Annotated in this window: 16 protein-coding genes and 1 other RNA gene; 13 read left to right on the top strand and 4 right to left on the bottom strand. The window is 53.4% G+C overall.

Going from position 1 to position 16,478, the window contains the following annotated elements:
* Nucleotides 1-395 precede the first annotated feature (395 nt).
* From petA to sspB, 5 genes are all read left to right on the top strand, one after another.
* Nucleotides 396-986 carry a ubiquinol-cytochrome c reductase iron-sulfur subunit gene (gene petA, locus R2X38_RS18030; RefSeq protein WP_107300021.1) on the top strand — a complete coding sequence of 197 codons (591 nt, stop codon included), beginning with the start codon at nt 396-398 and terminating at the stop codon, nt 984-986.
* Nucleotides 986-2,251 (top strand): cytochrome bc complex cytochrome b subunit, encoded by a 1,266-nt coding sequence (locus R2X38_RS18025; RefSeq protein ID WP_317523718.1) that lies wholly within the window; start codon nt 986-988, stop codon nt 2,249-2,251. Before petA ends, R2X38_RS18025 begins: the two co-directional genes overlap by 1 nt.
* Entirely contained in the window at nt 2,248-2,985 is a 738-nt protein-coding gene (locus tag R2X38_RS18020) for a cytochrome c1 (RefSeq protein ID WP_317523717.1), read from the top strand. The genes R2X38_RS18025 and R2X38_RS18020 overlap by 4 nt, the downstream gene beginning before the upstream one ends.
* Nucleotides 2,986-3,070: 85 nt before the next feature.
* Complete coding sequence (gene sspA, locus R2X38_RS18015) at nt 3,071-3,709, top strand: stringent starvation protein SspA (protein ID WP_317523716.1); 639 nt, start codon at nt 3,071-3,073, stop codon at nt 3,707-3,709.
* Nucleotides 3,710-3,711: 2 nt separating this feature from the next.
* A complete protein-coding gene (sspB, locus tag R2X38_RS18010; RefSeq protein WP_317523715.1) occupies nt 3,712-4,203 on the top strand; it encodes a ClpXP protease specificity-enhancing factor in 492 nt (163 codons plus the stop codon).
* Between the two features lie 128 nt (nt 4,204-4,331).
* Here sspB and R2X38_RS18005 read toward each other — a convergent pair whose 3' ends face one another.
* Genes R2X38_RS18005 through R2X38_RS17990 form a run of 4 tightly spaced genes read right to left on the bottom strand, consistent with a single transcriptional unit; the run spans nt 4,332 to nt 7,665 of the window.
* Entirely contained in the window at nt 4,332-4,871 is a 540-nt protein-coding gene (locus R2X38_RS18005; RefSeq protein WP_317523714.1) for a BON domain-containing protein, read from the bottom strand.
* Between the two features lie 21 nt (nt 4,872-4,892).
* Complete coding sequence (locus tag R2X38_RS18000; protein ID WP_107300027.1) at nt 4,893-5,483, bottom strand: phosphoheptose isomerase; 591 nt, start codon at nt 5,481-5,483, stop codon at nt 4,893-4,895.
* Nucleotides 5,484-5,486: 3 nt separating this feature from the next.
* Nucleotides 5,487-5,810, bottom strand: a complete 324-nt coding sequence (locus R2X38_RS17995) for a YraN family protein (RefSeq protein ID WP_317523778.1) — start codon at nt 5,808-5,810, stop codon at nt 5,487-5,489.
* Between the two features lie 28 nt (nt 5,811-5,838).
* A complete protein-coding gene (locus R2X38_RS17990) occupies nt 5,839-7,665 on the bottom strand; it encodes a penicillin-binding protein activator (RefSeq protein ID WP_317523713.1) in 1,827 nt (608 codons plus the stop codon).
* A 61-nt stretch (nt 7,666-7,726) separates the two neighbouring features.
* Here R2X38_RS17990 and rsmI point away from each other — a divergent pair, with 61 nt between their 5' ends.
* From rsmI to mraY, 8 genes are all read left to right on the top strand, one after another.
* Nucleotides 7,727-8,587 carry a 16S rRNA (cytidine(1402)-2'-O)-methyltransferase gene (gene rsmI / locus R2X38_RS17985; RefSeq protein WP_317523712.1) on the top strand — a complete coding sequence of 287 codons (861 nt, stop codon included), beginning with the start codon at nt 7,727-7,729 and terminating at the stop codon, nt 8,585-8,587.
* A 182-nt stretch (nt 8,588-8,769) separates the two neighbouring features.
* Nucleotides 8,770-9,158: RNase P RNA component class A (rnpB, locus tag R2X38_RS17980), an RNA gene on the top strand.
* A 312-nt stretch (nt 9,159-9,470) separates the two neighbouring features.
* A complete protein-coding gene (gene rsmH / locus R2X38_RS17975; protein ID WP_317523711.1) occupies nt 9,471-10,418 on the top strand; it encodes a 16S rRNA (cytosine(1402)-N(4))-methyltransferase RsmH in 948 nt (315 codons plus the stop codon).
* A complete protein-coding gene (gene ftsL / locus R2X38_RS17970; RefSeq protein ID WP_107300032.1) occupies nt 10,415-10,735 on the top strand; it encodes a cell division protein FtsL in 321 nt (106 codons plus the stop codon). Before rsmH ends, ftsL begins: the two co-directional genes overlap by 4 nt.
* Complete coding sequence (gene ftsI / locus R2X38_RS17965; protein WP_317523710.1) at nt 10,735-12,513, top strand: peptidoglycan glycosyltransferase FtsI; 1,779 nt, start codon at nt 10,735-10,737, stop codon at nt 12,511-12,513. Before ftsL ends, ftsI begins: the two co-directional genes overlap by 1 nt.
* Complete coding sequence (gene murE, locus R2X38_RS17960; protein ID WP_317523708.1) at nt 12,500-14,011, top strand: UDP-N-acetylmuramoyl-L-alanyl-D-glutamate--2,6-diaminopimelate ligase; 1,512 nt, start codon at nt 12,500-12,502, stop codon at nt 14,009-14,011. The genes ftsI and murE overlap by 14 nt, the downstream gene beginning before the upstream one ends.
* Nucleotides 14,008-15,399: a UDP-N-acetylmuramoyl-tripeptide--D-alanyl-D-alanine ligase gene (gene murF / locus R2X38_RS17955; RefSeq protein ID WP_317523707.1), complete on the top strand. Its 1,392-nt coding sequence runs from the start codon at nt 14,008-14,010 to the stop codon at nt 15,397-15,399. Before murE ends, murF begins: the two co-directional genes overlap by 4 nt.
* The gene (mraY, locus tag R2X38_RS17950) at nt 15,396-16,478 is read left to right on the top strand and encodes a phospho-N-acetylmuramoyl-pentapeptide-transferase (RefSeq protein ID WP_317523706.1); all 1,083 of its coding nucleotides are present in this window, start codon (nt 15,396-15,398) and stop codon (nt 16,476-16,478) included. The genes murF and mraY overlap by 4 nt, the downstream gene beginning before the upstream one ends.

Genomic DNA, 16,478 nt, shown 5'->3' with positions numbered 1-16,478 from the left:
AGCTCAACCTTCGGGTTGGGCTTTTTTATTGCCTGAAAATCCTGTTATCCCTATCACATCTGAGCAACAAACTGGCCTTGCTCCGGCCTATATCCGCGCCTTTGATTGATCCTTTCTCCAGTTCAAATTAGCTGTACAACAGCCGTTTGCATTACACAAAGTAACAAAAAGAACATACCTCTCACATTTGTTGCGAAAAAGTAGCTTTATCTTGTCATAAAGTGGGGTTTTCTTTATCATTTGGCGTGATAAGCAACAGCTTTAGACCGCCACTTTAACCTTCCGGGTTGGAAGGGGTTGCTGTTGTTTCTTTCCGTTGAAAGTTAGCCGTAAGCTCCAGGGACGCACAAGGACATAATAATAATCCAGAGCGGGAGCACATGGGAGAATGTTGGATGAGCAATGCGCCAGTAAGTAACGGCCGACGCCGCTTCCTGACTGCGACGACTTCGGTTGTTGGAGGCTTAGGTGCAGCCGCTGTAGCCGTGCCTTTTATCAAATCTTGGAACCCGAGCGCGAAAGCAAAAGCCGCCGGTGCACCAGTCGAAGTTGATATCAGCAAGTTGGAAGAAGGCCAGATGGTCCGCGTCGAGTGGCGTGGTAAACCTGTCTGGGTGGTCCGCCGTAGCGATGCTGTTTTAAATGAATTGGGTGGCCATGATGGCCAGCTTCGTGATCCGTCTTCGGCGGAACCGCAGCAGCCCGAATATGCCCAAAATAAATTTCGTTCAGTTAAACCTGAAATCTTTCTAGCCGTAGGTATTTGTACCCACCTAGGCTGTTCACCTACCTATTTACCAAATACCTTCAGTGAGCAGGTTAGCGGTATTTCGGCCGGTTTCTTCTGCCCATGCCACGGGTCGAAGTTTGACATGGCTGGCCGGGTCTTTGCAGGGGTGCCAGCACCATTGAACCTGGTCGTGCCGCCTCATACGTTCCTGGATGACAATACCATTCTGGTCGGTGTAGATGAGGAGGCAGCCTAATGGACGCTTTACTTGGATGGGTTGAAAAACGCCTGCCGATGATGAATGCCTATAAAAAGCATTTGTCGGAATACCCGATGCCGAAGAACTTCAACTTCTGGTATCTGTTCGGATCATTGGCCATGCTGGTACTGGTAAACCAGATCATTACCGGTATCTGGCTGACCATGAACTACGTGCCTTCCGGCGACGGGGCATTTGCCTCGATTGAATACATCATGCGTGATGTTGAGTACGGTTGGCTGCTGCGTTATATGCACTCGACCGGGGCCTCGGCTTTCTTTGTCGTGGTCTACCTGCACATGTTCCGTGGCTTGATCTACGGTTCTTACCAGAAGCCCCGTGAGCTGCTATGGCTGTTCGGGATGCTGATCTTCCTGGTACTGATGGCTGAAGCCTTTATGGGCTACCTATTGCCATGGGGCCAGATGTCTTACTGGGGTGCCCAGGTAATCATCTCGCTATTCGGTGCGATTCCGGTGATCGGTGATGATCTGACACTTTGGATCCGTGGTGACTACGTGATCTCCGGCGCGACCCTGAACCGCTTCTTTGCCCTTCACGTTATCGCACTGCCTATCGTGCTGCTGCTGCTGGTGGTTCTGCACATTCTGGCGTTGCACGAAGTGGGTTCGAACAACCCGGATGGTATCGAGACCAAGCTGCCTAAGGGGACGAAGGGTGATGATTACAAAACCCAGTTCCCATTCCATAGCTACTACAGCAAGAAATACGACATTATCGACTCCATTCCTTTCCACCCGTACGGGACAGTGAAAGATATGGTGGGTGTTGCCGTGTTCGCCTTCCTGTTCAGCTACGTGATCTTCTTCAACCCTGAGATGGGCGGCTACTTCCTTGAGCCACCTAACTTTGAAGCGGCCAACCCGCTGAAGACCCCTGAGCACATTGCCCCGGTTTGGTACTTTACCCCGTTCTACGCCATCTTGCGTGCGGTTCCGGACAAGCTGCTGGGGGTTATTGCGATGGGGGCCTCGATTGTGGTGTTGTTCCTGCTGCCATGGCTGGATCGCTGTAAGGTGCGTTCATACCGCTACCGCAGCAAGCTGCACCTGGCGAACATCGTCCAGTTCACCATCAGCTTCATTGCTTTGGGTATTCTGGGTGCACTGCCAGCAACGCCGACATACACCATCCTGGCGCAGATCTTCAGCTTTGCGTATTTCATGTTCTTCGTCCTGCTGTTCTTCTACAGCAAGAATGAAGCAACCAAACCACTACCAGAGAGGGTAACATTCAAATGAAGAAGTTGATTGTCATGCTATTTGCCCTGCTGCCGTCTCTGGCTATGGCGGCGGGACCATCGGTACCACTGGACAAAGCCGGCAATGATCTGACGGACAAAGCCTCGCTGCAGCGTGGTGCCCAGACCTTCATGAACTACTGCTTCGGCTGTCATGCGACCCAGTACCAGCGCTATGAGCGAGTGGCGACGGATCTTGGTATCCCTGCCAACTTGATGATGGATAATATGGTGTTTGATCCGGAAGCCAAAATTGGTGATCTGATGGTCAATGCTATCCCGACCGAATACGCTGCGGCTTCGTTCGGTGCTCCGGCCCCGGATCTGACTATGGTTGCCCGTGTTCGTGGTAGCGACTGGCTTTACACTTACCTGCGCTCTTTCTATGCGGATCCTAGCCGTCCGTTTGGAGTCAACAACGTTGTCTTCCCGAGTGTGGGTATGCCACATGTTCTGGAAGAGCTGCAAGGTGTCCCGACGAAAGTGTACGAAACCCGCCTGATTGACGGTGAGGAAGTGCAGGAGTATGTCGGTATCAAATCTGACGGCACGGGCGAGTTGAATGACGAAGAATATGACGAGGCGGTTCGCGACCTGGTCAATTTCCTCGAATATTCAGCAGAGCCAATGAAGTTGGAACGCCAGCGTCTGGGTTACTGGGTAATGGGCTTTATTGTCATATTCTTTGTACTAACATTACTGTTGAAGAAAGAATATTGGCGTGATGTCCACTGATCAGGTAATCTAGTGGGTTAGAATCTCGCAATGGGGGCCGGTGCCCCCGTTGCTTTTTGTGTATTTAAGTATACTGGAGGGGTTAATGGCTGTTGCTGCCAATAAACGCTCTGTGATGACTCTGTATTCTGATGCTTCTGACATCTACAGCCATCAGGTGCGTATCGTACTAGCAGAAAAAGGTGTAAGCGTTGAAATCGAGCTGGTTGACCCAAACAACCTGCCTGAAGACTTGCTAGACCTAAACCCGTACAACTCTGTGCCGACTTTGGTTGACCGTGAGCTTGCACTTTACCAAGCAAGCATCATTATGGAGTATCTGGATGAGCGTTTCCCTCATCCACCATTGATGCCTGTTTACCCTGTTGCTCGTGGTAACAGCCGTTTGATGATGTACCGTATCGAACGTAACTGGTACACATTGGCTGAGAAGATCAACAAAGGCTCTGCCGACGAAGCGGATAAAGCACGTAAGCAGTTGCGTGAAGAGCTACTGGCTCTTGCGCCTGTATTTGCTGAGTTCCCTTACTTCATGAGCGACGAGTTCAGCCTGGTTGATTGCTACCTGGCTCCGCTATTGTGGCGTCTGCCTGAAATGGGCATCGAACTGGCTGGTGCTGGCGCTAAAGAAGTTAAAAACTACATGACCCGCGTTTTCGAACGTGATTCATTCTTGGCTTCATTGACTGAAGCTGAGCGCGAAATGCGTTTGGCCGGCAATTAATGATGGACATCGACAACATGACACCGCGTCGACCGTATTTGCTACGCGCTTTCTATGATTGGTTGGTAGATAACGATTTGACCCCTCACTTGGTGGTCGATGCTACGCTGCCGGGTGTCAAGGTTCCGATGGAATTTGTCAGTGACGGACAGATTGTCCTGAACGTTGCCCCGCGTGCTGTGGGTAATCTGGAGCTGGGTAACGAGGCGATCAGCTTCAGTGCCCGCTTCAGCGGCCGTCCTCATTCGGTGATCGTTCCGCTTTATGCTGCGATGGCTATCTATGCGCGTGAAAATGGTGCTGGCACCATGTTCGAGCCAGAGCCTGCTTATGCGACAGATATGGCGGACATCGAAGAAATGGAAGAGATTGCAGAAGATCATCAGGACGCGCTAGCACCTGTTGAGCCTGTGGCCGAAGCCGTTTCGGATATCGAGCCTGACGATGAGCCACCGCGCCCTCGCGGCCGTCCAAGCCTGCGAGTTGTGAAGTAATTTCATGGCATAATAATCGCACGGTTAAGTTACCGCATTAAAAAACGCAGCATTTGCTGCGTTTTTCTTTTTCTCAACTATAGCTTATTCGTTCTGCACTATAGTTTCTTCGTTTTGCCTATCGGCTTCTAGCTATCAGGATATTCAAATACCTTGACGACTTTCTTGACGCCGGAAACATTGCGAGCGAGCTCTGCTGCAATATTACCTTGTTCGCGGCTGACATAGCCGAGCAGGAACACTTCCTGGCCCTCGGTGATGACTTTGATAGTCGCATCACGTAATTGCTTGCTGCCGATGAGCTGTGCCTTGACCTTAGTCGTCAGCCAGCTGTCTTTGCTGAATTCACCAAATTGTGGCAGCGGTCGGATCTGGATCTGATTGTAAACTGTGTTGACGTTTTTCAGCTCACGGATCTGCTGCTCCAGCTGGTGGCTGTAGGTTTGCTCGGTAGCCTGGCCAACGAGCAGCACCTTGCCTTCAACAGCAATCGCATTGACCCGGGCATGCTGGCGATAGGGCGGCTTGTTGGCGAGCCCTCCGACTTCCATTTCGATCTCTTGATCATACCATTGCTGTTTGGTCGAACGAGTATCTGCCGGGTCAAGCGCGGCACATGCCTGCAGGCCGAACGCCAGCAGGAGGACAATTAGCGGACGCCAGTTCATGGTTACCTTCCTTAGTCGTACTTATCCTTCGTGGTGGGGGAACAAGACCTTGTCGATGAGGTCACACAGGCAGTGGACCACCAGTAGTTGGCCTTCCTGGATACGAGCCGTGCGCTGGGACGGAATACGGATCTCGACATCCTGAATCCCCAGCAGTCCTGCCATTTCGCCACCGTCTTTGCCGGTCAGGGCAATGATGGTCATATCACGGGTCAATGCCGCTTCCATTGCCTTGATGATGTTCTTGCTGTTACCGCTGGTAGATAACACAAACAGGATATCGCCACCCTGGCCTAGGGCTCTGACTTGCTTGGAGAAGATTTCATCGTGGTGGTAATCGTTGGCAACCGCTGTCAATGTTGTGGTATCTGCCGTCAGAGCCAAAGCCGGAAGGCTTGGGCGCTCGGTCTCGAAACGGTTGATCAGGCAGGAGGCAAAGTGCTGTGAGTTTGCCGCCGAGCCACCATTACCGCAGCAGAGGATTTTGTTGCCATTGAGCAGGCTTTGCACCATGACCTGGGCTGCCTGGGAAATTGCGTCTGGCAGAGCCTCGGCGGCGGCAATCTGGGTTTGGATGCTTTCGGTGAAACTTTCTTTGATGCTCTCTAGCATGGATTAACCTTCTACTAGGGTGTTGGTAAACCATTCGATTTGCGGTGGCGTGCCCTCGAGTGAGACCACATCAAATCGAAACTCTGTATGTTCAATGGCAAAGCCATTTTTCTTTAGCCAAAACAAGGCTGCACGCTTAACGCGTTGCTGTTTGCGCCAGTTTACCGCTTCTGCGGCCGAACCGTAATGATTGTTTTTGCGGAATTTGACTTCGACAAAGACCCAGCATTGCTGATGGCGCATGATCAGGTCGATTTCGCCGCTGCGGCACTGGAAGTTGCGGGTGTGGGGTCGCAGGCCATGGCGGCAGAGATACTGCTCGGCCATGGCCTCGTAGGTTTGCCCTAGCTGGCGCTTATTGAGCTGGCTCAATACCGTTCCCGGTATAGATTGCCCAGCTCAGCTGGCGCTGGATCACGCACTGGTCATCAAGGCTGAGCTGACCGGTGTTGCCCTGGGTGCTGTAGTTATCGACCACACGCATTTGCGGTAGCTCGGACACCATCTTGTAGGCATCCATCCCGAAGGCGTGGAGGCGAACATCGGTATTATTGCTATCCGGCCACAATTCTTCATAGCGGTTCATGAAGTTGTGGTTGGCATCAACCAGTAACGGGATGTCGCTGAACTCGATACCACGGATTTCCGAGGTATCTGCATCGCGGTCAGGGTAGCTGCGTGAGCTGGCATATAGCTTCGGCTGCGAGGCATCCGGGTTGATTGCCACTTCGATAAACGGCTTGAGCAGTGTTAGCTCATTGACGTTGGCAATCAGGTAAACCGCATCGGTATCACGGCGGCTACGCGGCTCGGCTTCCAGTTCCATGCCTAATACTTGCTGCATTTGCTGGATACGGCTCTGGCTGTCGGTCAAGCCAAATACCGAGGCAATTTCTTGCTGGATCTGCTTGCGAGAGCTGAACTGGCGGGTCGCTGGTGTCTTGCCGGTCAGCTGCTGCCATTGCTCGATGAAGGCATTGCTGACACGCTCACCGTAGCTGTTGCCCGGCGCCAAGACCATCGGGTACTGATGTCCTTTGGCAAACAAGTGACGGGCAGCTTGCTCGGCTTCCTGCTCCGGCGATAGCGAGAAATAACACGCGTTGTCTTGAGTCAGCTGGCTTGGATCCGGCTCGTTCAGTGCTAGCAAGGCAATGTTGCTATTGTTGGCGCGCTGGAATTCAGTGATTTTGTTCTTGCGCAGTGGACCTATCACCATTTCTACGCCGCTTTGCTCTAGCTTGGCCATAATGGATGCCATGCTTTCTGCCTCGGTATCGTAGACGGTCAGCTCAGTTTCGGCTTCGCGACCGGAATCGTCGAGCATGGCATTGATAAAGCCATCGCGTACGGCCTTGCCTGACTGCTCGAAACGGCCAGTTAGCGGCAGCAATAGCGCCACGTTGTCTAGCTGGGCAATTTCCAGCGACATGATGCTGTCGAGATCAGTCGGTAGGTATTGGTTTGCCGGATGATATGGGTTGCTACCCAGCCACTCTTCGACCATCGCCTTGAGCTTGGCTGGGCGCTGTGAGTAGGTGTTTTTCAGGACGGCTAACTGGATCCAGCCGCGCAGCACTTCTTCATCACCGGCAAGGGTGACGGACTGCAGCTGGTTGTTGTTGTAGTTGGACAAGTCCTGCCACAGGTTCTGCCAGTTGGCCGCTTTCTTGTCATTGCTCAGGTATTGATCCAAAGCCGTGCGGGAGCGGGCCGCATTGAGTGACTGGTTGGTCTGGCGGAACAGTTCGGCACGCAGCATGTGGTAGCGCAGGTACTGGCTGTCTGCCAGCGTCCACCATGGCTGGAAGTTGAGTGAATCAAGGGCGGCTTTAGGCTGGCCTTGCTGGTAGCGCAGGGTCGCACGTGCCAACTGCCATTCGGCCATCTGCAGCGGATCCATGTTCATCCGGCTCAGACGGTCGGCTAATTGCTCGGCCTGGTTCCACTGGCCTTCCTTGATCAATGCCTTGAGTGCCAGGATATTCCAGTTGATGCTCTCGGCACCTTCACTTGACTCGGCTTTGATCAGATAATTGGCTGCGCTATCAGTAGCGGCAGCTGTAATATCGGTGACCACGACAGGTTGGTTAGAGGTACTACAGCTTGCCAGAAGCACGGCAAGGGCTACAGGGGCTAACAGTCGTGATACACTTTTACGCTTATGGGTAAAATTGAGCATTGAATTCATTCAACTGTGACAAATTACTCTCTATATTAATTGCAGATGAGATCTTAGACAAATGAGTGAGACCAATTCATGCACGGTAGATGTCGCAACTTTGTACATCGTACCTACTCCAATCGGTAATTTGGCGGATATCACGCAGCGTGCATTGGACGTTTTGGCAAATGTCGATCTGATTGCCGCCGAGGATACGCGACACACATCGCGCCTGCTGACCCATTTTTCGATCTCGACCCGCACCTTTGCGCTTCACGATCACAACGAGCAGCAAAAAGCTGACTATCTGATCGAGAAACTTCAGGGTGGTACCAGTATCGCTCTTGTATCCGATGCTGGTACGCCGCTGATCAGTGATCCAGGATACCATCTTGTCAATCGTTGTCGTCAGGCGGGTGTTAAAGTTGTCCCACTTCCAGGACCTTGCGCGGTGGTTACCGCATTGAGTGGCGCTGGTCTGCCGTCGGATCGCTTCAGCTTCGAAGGCTTCCTGCCGCCGAAAAGCAAGGGCCGTCGCGATCGCTTCCAGGAGCTGGCCAATGACGAGCGTACCATGATTTTCTACGAGTCACCGCACCGTATCATGGACTCGCTGGCAGACATGCTGGCTGTCCTCGGTCCAGAGCGCCAGGTGGTGCTGGCCCGCGAGCTGACCAAGACCTACGAGACTATCCACGGCGCGCCGCTGGGGAAGCTGATTGACTGGCTGGGTGAAGACAGCAACCGTACCCGTGGGGAAATGGTATTGCTGGTGGCAGGCCATCGCGCCGAGAAAGAATACCTACCGGCTGATGCCCTGCGTACCCTTGGCCTGCTGGTCAAAGAGCTACCGCTCAAGAAGGCCGCGGCCCTAACGGCAGAAATCCACGGCGTGAAGAAGAACGCGCTGTATAAGTGGGGACTGGAAAATCTAGACTGAGGCTAGAGGCTAGAGGCTAGAGGCTAGAGGCTAGAGGCTAGAGGCTGGGGGGGGATTGTATGCTTTTCGCCTAGCGCCCCAAGCCAATGGCCTATAGCCACCTGTTGCTATTTCCACCGCTTCGCGCTTTTGTCGGCTTTTTCACTGGTAACTGTGAGCCAAGTCCTATACAATCGCCCGCCTGAGTTGGCCAGGTAACCGCTGCCTCGTTGATGTCCTTTGGGAGACTGACGGGGGGGAGGAAAGTCCGGGCTCCACAGGGCAGGGTGCCAGATAACGTCTGGGAGGCGCGAGCCTACGACCAGTGCAGCAGAGAGCAGACCGCCGATGGCCCATTCTTCGGAGTGGTGCACAGGTAAGGGTGAAAGGGTGCGGTAAGAGCGCACCGCGCGGCTAGTAATAGTTCGTGGCACGGTAAACTCCACCCGGAGCAAGACCAAATAGGTCCCTAATGGCGTGGCCCGCGTTGGGGACGGGTAGGTTGCTTGAGCCTGTGAGTGATTGCAGGCCTAGAGGAATGGTTACCACCGCGCAAGCGGGACAGAACCCGGCTCATCGGCCAACTCACCCCTTTAAGTACGAAAGGTGATGTGAGGTCTCAAATGAGGCTTTACATCACCTTTTGTCGTTTTGGGCCCGGTGATTTTACCGTTGGCCTCTGCTTTAGCCTCCGCGATAAGTTTCAAGTGATTGTTAGAATTGCGGCCCTCGGCTTGACATCTTTTTTATCAAATACGTACACTTTGCGGTGGGAATTTGCGGAAAATGCTTTTAAAACAGTGTTTTAATAGCCTAAGTTAATGAATTTCCACTGTTACTGGATTTTATGCCTACTTGTTGACTAACGGGTTGGCTCGCTTTTACAAGAGCTGAATAATTACTTATGTCTGAACAGTTTGAGCACGTCTCGGTTTTACTTCATGAATCTGTTGATGGCTTGGCCATCAAGCCAGATGGTATCTACATCGATGGTACATTTGGTCGCGGTGGACACAGCCGCCTGATCCTATCCCAGCTAGGTGAAAACGGACGCCTTTACAGTATTGACCGCGATCCCCAGGCGATTGCCGAAGCCCAGAAGATTGATGATCCACGCTTCAATATTATTCATGGCCCGTTTTCTGGCATGGAAAAATACATGGAAGAGCGCGATCTGATTGGCCGTGTTGATGGTGTGCTATTAGATCTTGGCGTTTCCTCGCCGCAGTTGGACGATGCCGAACGTGGCTTTAGTTTTATGCGCGATGGGCCGCTTGATATGCGTATGGACCCAACATCGGGCATTTCTGCCGCTGATTGGCTGGCAGAAGCCGAAGCCGATGATATTGCTTGGGTATTAAAAGAGTTTGGTGAAGAGCGTTTTGCCAAGCGTATTGCCCGTGGCATTGTGGCTTACCGTGAAGATCCTGAAAACGAGCCGTTGACCCGTACCACTCAGCTGGCCAAGCTGATCGCGGATGTATCACCGTTCAAGGATAAGCATAAGCACCCGGCTACCCGTAGCTTCCAGGCAATCCGTATTTACATCAACAGCGAGCTTGAAGAGATTGAAACAGCGCTGAAAGGTGCAGTGAATATCTTGGCAACCGGTGGTCGCCTGTCGGTGATCAGCTTCCACTCGCTGGAAGATCGTATGGTTAAGCGTTTTATCCGCAAGCAGAGCAAAGGGCCGGAAGTCCCAGCTGGCTTGCCTTTGACGGAAGAGCAGATCAAAGCACTGGGTAGTGCTGATCTCAAGCCGGTCGGTAAAGCGATCAAACCATCGAAAAATGAAGTGAGCGACAATGCTCGCTCCCGTAGCTCTGTACTGCGACTGGCTGAACGCCTATGAACCAGCAGCCGGAACCAACGGACAACCTGGCCCAGATTATTGGTCGGGATTTGATCTCTGTCGGCCGTATCCCGCTGATAATGTTGGTTCTGGTACTGATTTCTGCCATGGGGGTGGTCTTGATCACCCACCATTCACGCCAACTGATTGCCCAGCAGGAGCAATTGCTTATTGAGCGGGATCAGCTTGATATCGAGTGGCGAAATCAGATCCTTGAAGAAAGTTCACTGGCCGAGCACAGTCGAATTGAACGTTTAGCCGAACAGGAGATGGAGATGCAGCGTCCATCCCGTGATAGCGAAATTATTGTTAAATAATGAAAATAACAAAACCCTTCAAGCGTTCTGACAAACAGAATCAACGCCGCCAAAAAGCGCCACCGGCATTTATCCCGTGGCGCTTTGGTGTTATTTGTACATGTATTTTACTGGCTATGGTCGCGCTGATTGCGCGCTCGGCCTACATCCAGGTCCTAGAGCCAGGCAAGCTTATCCAGGAAGGTGACCTGCGCTCGCTGCGGGTTAAGGCGCTCCCTTCTGCCCGCGGCATTATTTCCGATCGCAACGGTGAACAGCTGGCGGTCAGTGTGCCTGTCCAGGCGGTATGGGCTGATCCGGTCCAGATTTTCAAAAATGGTGGCTTGGCTCAGGCCGAGCGTTGGTATGCGCTGGCTGATGTGCTGGGGCTGGATCGCCAAGGTCTGATGACGCGCCTCGAGAAGAACAGCAAACGCCGTTTTATCTACCTGCAACGTCAGGTCAGCCCCGCAATGGCTGCCTACGTCAGCAAACTCAAACTACCCGGCATTGGTCTTAAAGACGAATCCCGCCGTTTCTACCCTGCAGGTGAAGTCAGCGCTCACCTGATCGGTGTGACGGGCATCGACAGCCACGGTCTTGAAGGCGTAGAGCGAACCTACGATGGTTGGCTGACCGGGGAGCCGGGCCGCCGTACCGTGCGTAAAGACCGCTATGGTCGGGTAGTTGAAAACATTTCCCTCAAAAAACGGGAACCGGGCCAGTCACTTAGCCTGAGTATCGACCAGCGCTTACAGGCTGTTGCATACCGTGCAGTAAAACAGGCCGTTGCTGATTACCAGGCAACTTCAGCGTCGGTGGTTATGGTGGATGTGCGTACCGGCGAGGTACTAGCGATGGTCAATGCACCGTCCTACAACCCGAACAACCGTGACCAGCTGCAGAGCTTCAGGATGCGTAACCGGGCGATCACCGATGCGATGGAGCCGGGCTCGACCATCAAGCCGTTTGTGGTATTGGCGGCGATGGAAAACGGCGTTGCCGATGAAGAGACGGTGATTGATACCGGCAACGGACTGATGCAGATCGGTGGTAGCCGGGTGCGCGATGTATCCCGTGTCGGCAAAGCGAACCTTGCCAAAATCTTGCAGAAATCCAGTAATATAGGTGTCAGTAAGCTATCGCTGGCGATGCCGGTTGATGCTGTGCTGGGGATGTACAGCAGCGTCGGTATGGGCGATGCGTCGGGTATCAACCTGATCGGTGAGGCACAAGGCTTCTTCCCTGATCGCCGTCGTTGGTCTGACTTTGAGCGTGCAACGCTGTCTTTCGGCTACGGTATTTCTGTTACCCCAATTCAGTTGGTTCGTGCCTATGCCACGCTTGGCGCAATGGGTGTAAACCGACCGCTCTCTATTCTCAAGACCGAGGCCGTGGTGCCAGGGCGCCAGGTGGTATCGGCTGAAAATACCCGCAAACTGCTCAATATGCTTGAGCTGGTTACCCATAAAGGGGGCAGTGCCCGCCGAGCGGCTGTTCCTGGCTATCGTGTCGGTGCCAAAACGGGTACGGCGAAAAAAGCTGCCGCCGGTGGCTATAGCGATGAATATGTGGCGATGACTGCTGGCTTGGCCCCGATCAGCAACCCACGACTGGCGATGGTTGTGGTGGTCAACGAGCCTCAGGGTGATGCTTATTACGGTGGTGCGATTGCTGCCCCGATTTTCTCCGAAGTAATGGAGAGCGCTTTACAGATTTTGAATATCCCGCCGGATGCGGGAACGCTTGAAGATTTAACCGTTGTGAACCACAGAGGCAATACCCATGCCGGAACCTAAACAAATACATGCTGTTGGTGAGCTGTTGTCACCATGGCTGGAGGGCCTTTGCCTGCCTGAATCCTTGGCGGCAGAGACCATTTCTGGGATGACCCTTGATAGCCGGCAGATCAGTGCCGGTGAGATGTTCGTTGCCGTGAAGGGCCACACTGTCGATGGCCGCAAGTTTATCACCAAAGCGCAGCAAGCCGGTGCGGCTGTTGTATTGGCAGAGGCCGATACCGAGCAGCCTTCTCTTGAGCATACCGTCGGCGGTGCCGTGATTTATCTCCCTGCTCTTGGTGACTCGCTGTCGGCAATTGCCAAGCGCTTTTATGGCGCTCCGGATGAACAGATCGAAGTGGTTGCCGTAACGGGAACCAATGGTAAAACCACCATCAGCCAGATACTGGCGCAGTGGGCAATGCTGCTGGGCAAGCCTGCGGGAGTGATGGGGACCACAGGTAATGGTCTGTTGGGGCAAATCCAGCCTGCGACCAATACTACGGGCAGCGCATTGGAAATCCCTTGCGAACTGGGCAAGATGGCAGGCCAAGGTGCCCGCTTTGCTGCGATGGAAGTCTCTTCCCATGGCTTGGTGCAGGGGCGGGTGAAAGCCCTTGCGTTCAAGGCCAGCATTTTTACCAATCTGAGCCGTGACCACCTTGATTACCACGGTGACATGGCAAGTTATGCCGCTGCGAAGAAAACCCTGTTTACCGAGCACCAGAGTGGTGTAGCGGTGATCAATGCCGATGATGAAGTTGGTCGTGAATGGCTTGCTGATCTGCCGCAGGCAGTCGCAGTGGCCATGGCGCAGGAAAATGTTGCAGGCCATCAAGGTCAGGCACTTTGGCTGGAATCGGTTGAATACAGCGCAAAGGGCGTGACTGTTGCTTTTGATTCCAGCTGGGGGGCCGGGCAGTTTACCGCACCTTTGGTTGGCGCTTTTAATGTCACTAATTTGCTGTTATCACTGGCCACCTTACTGGCGACAGGCCATGAAATGGCGGCTTTATTGGCTGCGGCGCCGCAGCTTCAGGCGGTAACCGGGCGCATGGAAGTTTTTCAAACGCCTGACAAACCTATGATGGTTGTTGATTATGCTCACACCCCAGATGCACTGGAAAAAGCCCTGCAGGCGCTGCGCGTACACTGCCATGGCAAACTCTGGTGCATTTTCGGTTGTGGCGGCGATCGTGATCGCGGCAAGCGCCCTTTGATGGCCGTGGCGGCGGAAAATCTGGCAGATCAGGTGATCCTGACCGATGACAACCCGCGTAGCGAAGCGCCGGAAGCGATTATGGCAGATATGCTGGCAGGTTTGGCGAAGCCGGAACTCGCCCATACCATTCATGACCGCCGCGAAGCATGTCAGTGGGCACTTACCCAAGCCGGTGCCGATGACATCGTTCTGGTTGCGGGTAAAGGCCATGAGGATTACCAAATCTTGGCTGACCGCACTATTCATTACTCCGACCGTGAAACGGTCGCCGAATTGCTGGAGGCAAAGGGATGATCCCGGTTCAACTTTCTCTATTGGCTGACGTATTGGATGGCCAACTGATTGGCGCTGACACGACTATCTCGGCTGTCTCGACCGATACCCGCCAGATCGCGGATGATACCCTGTTTATTGCCTTGATCGGCGAACGCTTTGATGCCCACGACTTCTGCCAGAACGCCAAAGAGCAAGGTGCAGCAGCATTGCTAGTAAGCAAGCACTTACCGGTTGAGCTCCCACAGCTGGTGGTTGATGATACCCACCAGGCGTTAGGCCAGCTTGGCGCTTGGCTAAAAGCCGAGATGGAGCAGCATCACGGCCTGAAGACGGTCGCTTTGACAGGTAGCTGTGGAAAAACCACGGTCAAAGAGATGACGGCGGCTATTTTGGCGCAAAAAGGCAAGGTGCTGGCAACGGGCGGCAACTTCAATAACGACATTGGCGTGCCGCTGACCCTGCTTCGCTTGGAGCCAGAGCATGAGTTTGCGGTGATTGAGCTCGGTGCCAACCACCAGAAAGAGATTTCCTACACCACCAATCTGGTCAAGCCGCAAGTGGCCTTGATCAACAACCTGGCTGCCGCCCATCTAGAAGGGTTTGGTTCGCTGGACGGGGTGGCGAAAGCTAAAGGGGAGATCTTCGAAGGCTTGGAAGCGCGCGGTAAAGACGCCGTCGCGATTATCAATCTAGACTCTAATGCCCAGGAAAAATGGCAGTCAATGCTGGACAAGCATCAGCTGCAGACGTTTTCTGCGACTCAAGCTGACGCAGATTTTCACGCTCTTGACATAAACATTAACAGTATGGGGCGCGCTTGCTTTACAATGCGCACCCCCTTGGCAACATTTCCGGTCAGTTTGACGCTGGCAGGTGGTCATAATGTCGCCAATGCTCTTGCTGCCGCAGCGTTGGCTATGGCGATGGGGGCAACACCAGAGCAGGTACAGGCTGGCCTAGGTGGTGTGGCGAATGTGAAAGGCCGTGGCGATGTGACCGAGCCGCGCCCTAACCTGAGGTTGGTCGATGATACCTACAATGCCAGTGTTGCGTCTGTAAAGGCCGCGATTGACTTGCTGGCCGGTTTTGATGGCCAGCGCTGGTTTGTGCTGGGGGATATGGCTGAGTTGGGTGATGACAGTGCAGCCCTGCACCAAGAAGTTGCAGAGTATGCGCGCGCGCGTCGCCTCGACAAGGTGCTGACATTTGGCCAAGCGAGCCAAATCGTCAGTACGCTCAACAACGGCCAACATTTTAACGATAAAACAGCATTGATTGAGACGTTGCACCAACAGCTTGATCCTTTGCTCAATGAAGACAACATCCAAGTGACAGTGCTAGCAAAAGGAGCGCGTAGCTCCCGCATGGAAGATGTGATTGTTGCACTGCAGGAACATAAAGAATGATTTACTGGTTAGCTGATTTACTGGAATCGACATTTCCATTTTTTCGACTGTTTGAATACCTGACTTTCCGCGCCATCATCAGCATCTTGACGGCGTTGATGCTGTCGTTGTGGATGGGCCCGCGTTTGATTGCCCGCCTGCAGATGCTGCAGATCGGCCAGGTGGTTCGCCACGATGGCCCTGAGTCACACTTTAGCAAGCGTGGTACCCCGACAATGGGCGGGATCATGATCCTAGCCTCTATTGCGATCACGGTATTGCTTTGGGCTGATCTGACTAACCCGTATGTTTGGGCGGTACTGACCGTGATGCTGGGCTACGGTGCAGTTGGTTTTGTTGATGACTACCGTAAGGTGGTACGCAAGAATACCGATGGCCTGATCGCCCGTTGGAAATACTTCTGGCAGTCAGTGATTGCACTGGGTGTGGCCTTTGCACTGTATGTTCATGGCCAGGACACCGTTGCCACCCAGCTGGTGGTACCTTTCTTCAAAGATGTGATGCCACAACTTGGCTTGTTCTACATCGTCTTCACCTACTTCGTGATTGTTGGTACCAGTAATGCTGTTAACCTAACCGATGGTCTAGATGGCTTGGCGATTATGCCGACCGTAATGGTAGCCGGTGGTATGGCGTTCATCGCTTGGGCGACCGGTAACGTCAACTTTGCCAACTACCTGCACATTCCTTACCTCAAAGATGCCAGTGAGCTGGTGGTTGTCTGTACCGCGATTGTCGGTGCAGGTCTGGGCTTCTTGTGGTTCAACACTTATCCGGCTCAAGTCTTTATGGGCGATGTAGGCTCGCTGGCACTAGGTGGCGCATTGGGCACTATCGCCGTTTTGGTTCGCCAAGAGCTATTGCTGGTTGTCATGGGCGGTGTGTTCGTAATGGAAACGGTATCGGTGATCCTGCAGGTTGGCTCATACAAACTGCGTGGCCAGCGTATCTTCCGCATGGCGCCAATCCACCACCACTATGAATTGAAAGGCTGGCCGGAGCCACGCGTTATCGTGCGCTTCTGGATCATTACCCTGATGTTGGTACTGATCGCGCTGGCAACCCTGAAGGTACGTTAA

It is taken from the genome of Photobacterium rosenbergii (genome assembly GCF_033022775.1).
Classification (GTDB): Bacteria; Pseudomonadota; Gammaproteobacteria; order Enterobacterales; family Vibrionaceae; genus Photobacterium; species Photobacterium rosenbergii_A.
The sequence above is the reverse complement of the archived record's forward strand: the minus strand, read 5'-3'. Positions and strand labels throughout refer to the sequence as shown.

What these genes read in the sequence shown, in the direction of transcription:
- ftsI (WP_317523710.1), top strand. Translation starts at nt 10,735, where the DNA reads ATGAAAATAACAAAACCCTTCAAGCGTTCTGACAAACAGAATCAACGC.
- rsmH (WP_317523711.1), top strand. Translation starts at nt 9,471, where the DNA reads ATGTCTGAACAGTTTGAGCACGTCTCGGTTTTACTTCATGAATCTGTT.
- mraY (WP_317523706.1), top strand. Translation starts at nt 15,396, where the DNA reads ATGATTTACTGGTTAGCTGATTTACTGGAATCGACATTTCCATTTTTT.
- ftsL (WP_107300032.1), top strand. Translation starts at nt 10,415, where the DNA reads ATGAACCAGCAGCCGGAACCAACGGACAACCTGGCCCAGATTATTGGT.
- murF (WP_317523707.1), top strand. Translation starts at nt 14,008, where the DNA reads ATGATCCCGGTTCAACTTTCTCTATTGGCTGACGTATTGGATGGCCAA.
- murE (WP_317523708.1), top strand. Translation starts at nt 12,500, where the DNA reads ATGCCGGAACCTAAACAAATACATGCTGTTGGTGAGCTGTTGTCACCA.
- sspB (WP_317523715.1), top strand. Translation starts at nt 3,712, where the DNA reads ATGGACATCGACAACATGACACCGCGTCGACCGTATTTGCTACGCGCT.
- R2X38_RS17990 (WP_317523713.1), bottom strand. Translation starts at nt 7,665, where the DNA reads ATGCTCAATTTTACCCATAAGCGTAAAAGTGTATCACGACTGTTAGCC.
- R2X38_RS18005 (WP_317523714.1), bottom strand. Translation starts at nt 4,871, where the DNA reads ATGAACTGGCGTCCGCTAATTGTCCTCCTGCTGGCGTTCGGCCTGCAG.
- R2X38_RS18025 (WP_317523718.1), top strand. Translation starts at nt 986, where the DNA reads ATGGACGCTTTACTTGGATGGGTTGAAAAACGCCTGCCGATGATGAAT.
- petA (WP_107300021.1), top strand. Translation starts at nt 396, where the DNA reads ATGAGCAATGCGCCAGTAAGTAACGGCCGACGCCGCTTCCTGACTGCG.
- R2X38_RS17995 (WP_317523778.1), bottom strand. Translation starts at nt 5,810, where the DNA reads ATGGCCGAGCAGTATCTCTGCCGCCATGGCCTGCGACCCCACACCCGC.
- R2X38_RS18000 (WP_107300027.1), bottom strand. Translation starts at nt 5,483, where the DNA reads ATGCTAGAGAGCATCAAAGAAAGTTTCACCGAAAGCATCCAAACCCAG.
- sspA (WP_317523716.1), top strand. Translation starts at nt 3,071, where the DNA reads ATGGCTGTTGCTGCCAATAAACGCTCTGTGATGACTCTGTATTCTGAT.
- rsmI (WP_317523712.1), top strand. Translation starts at nt 7,727, where the DNA reads ATGAGTGAGACCAATTCATGCACGGTAGATGTCGCAACTTTGTACATC.
- R2X38_RS18020 (WP_317523717.1), top strand. Translation starts at nt 2,248, where the DNA reads ATGAAGAAGTTGATTGTCATGCTATTTGCCCTGCTGCCGTCTCTGGCT.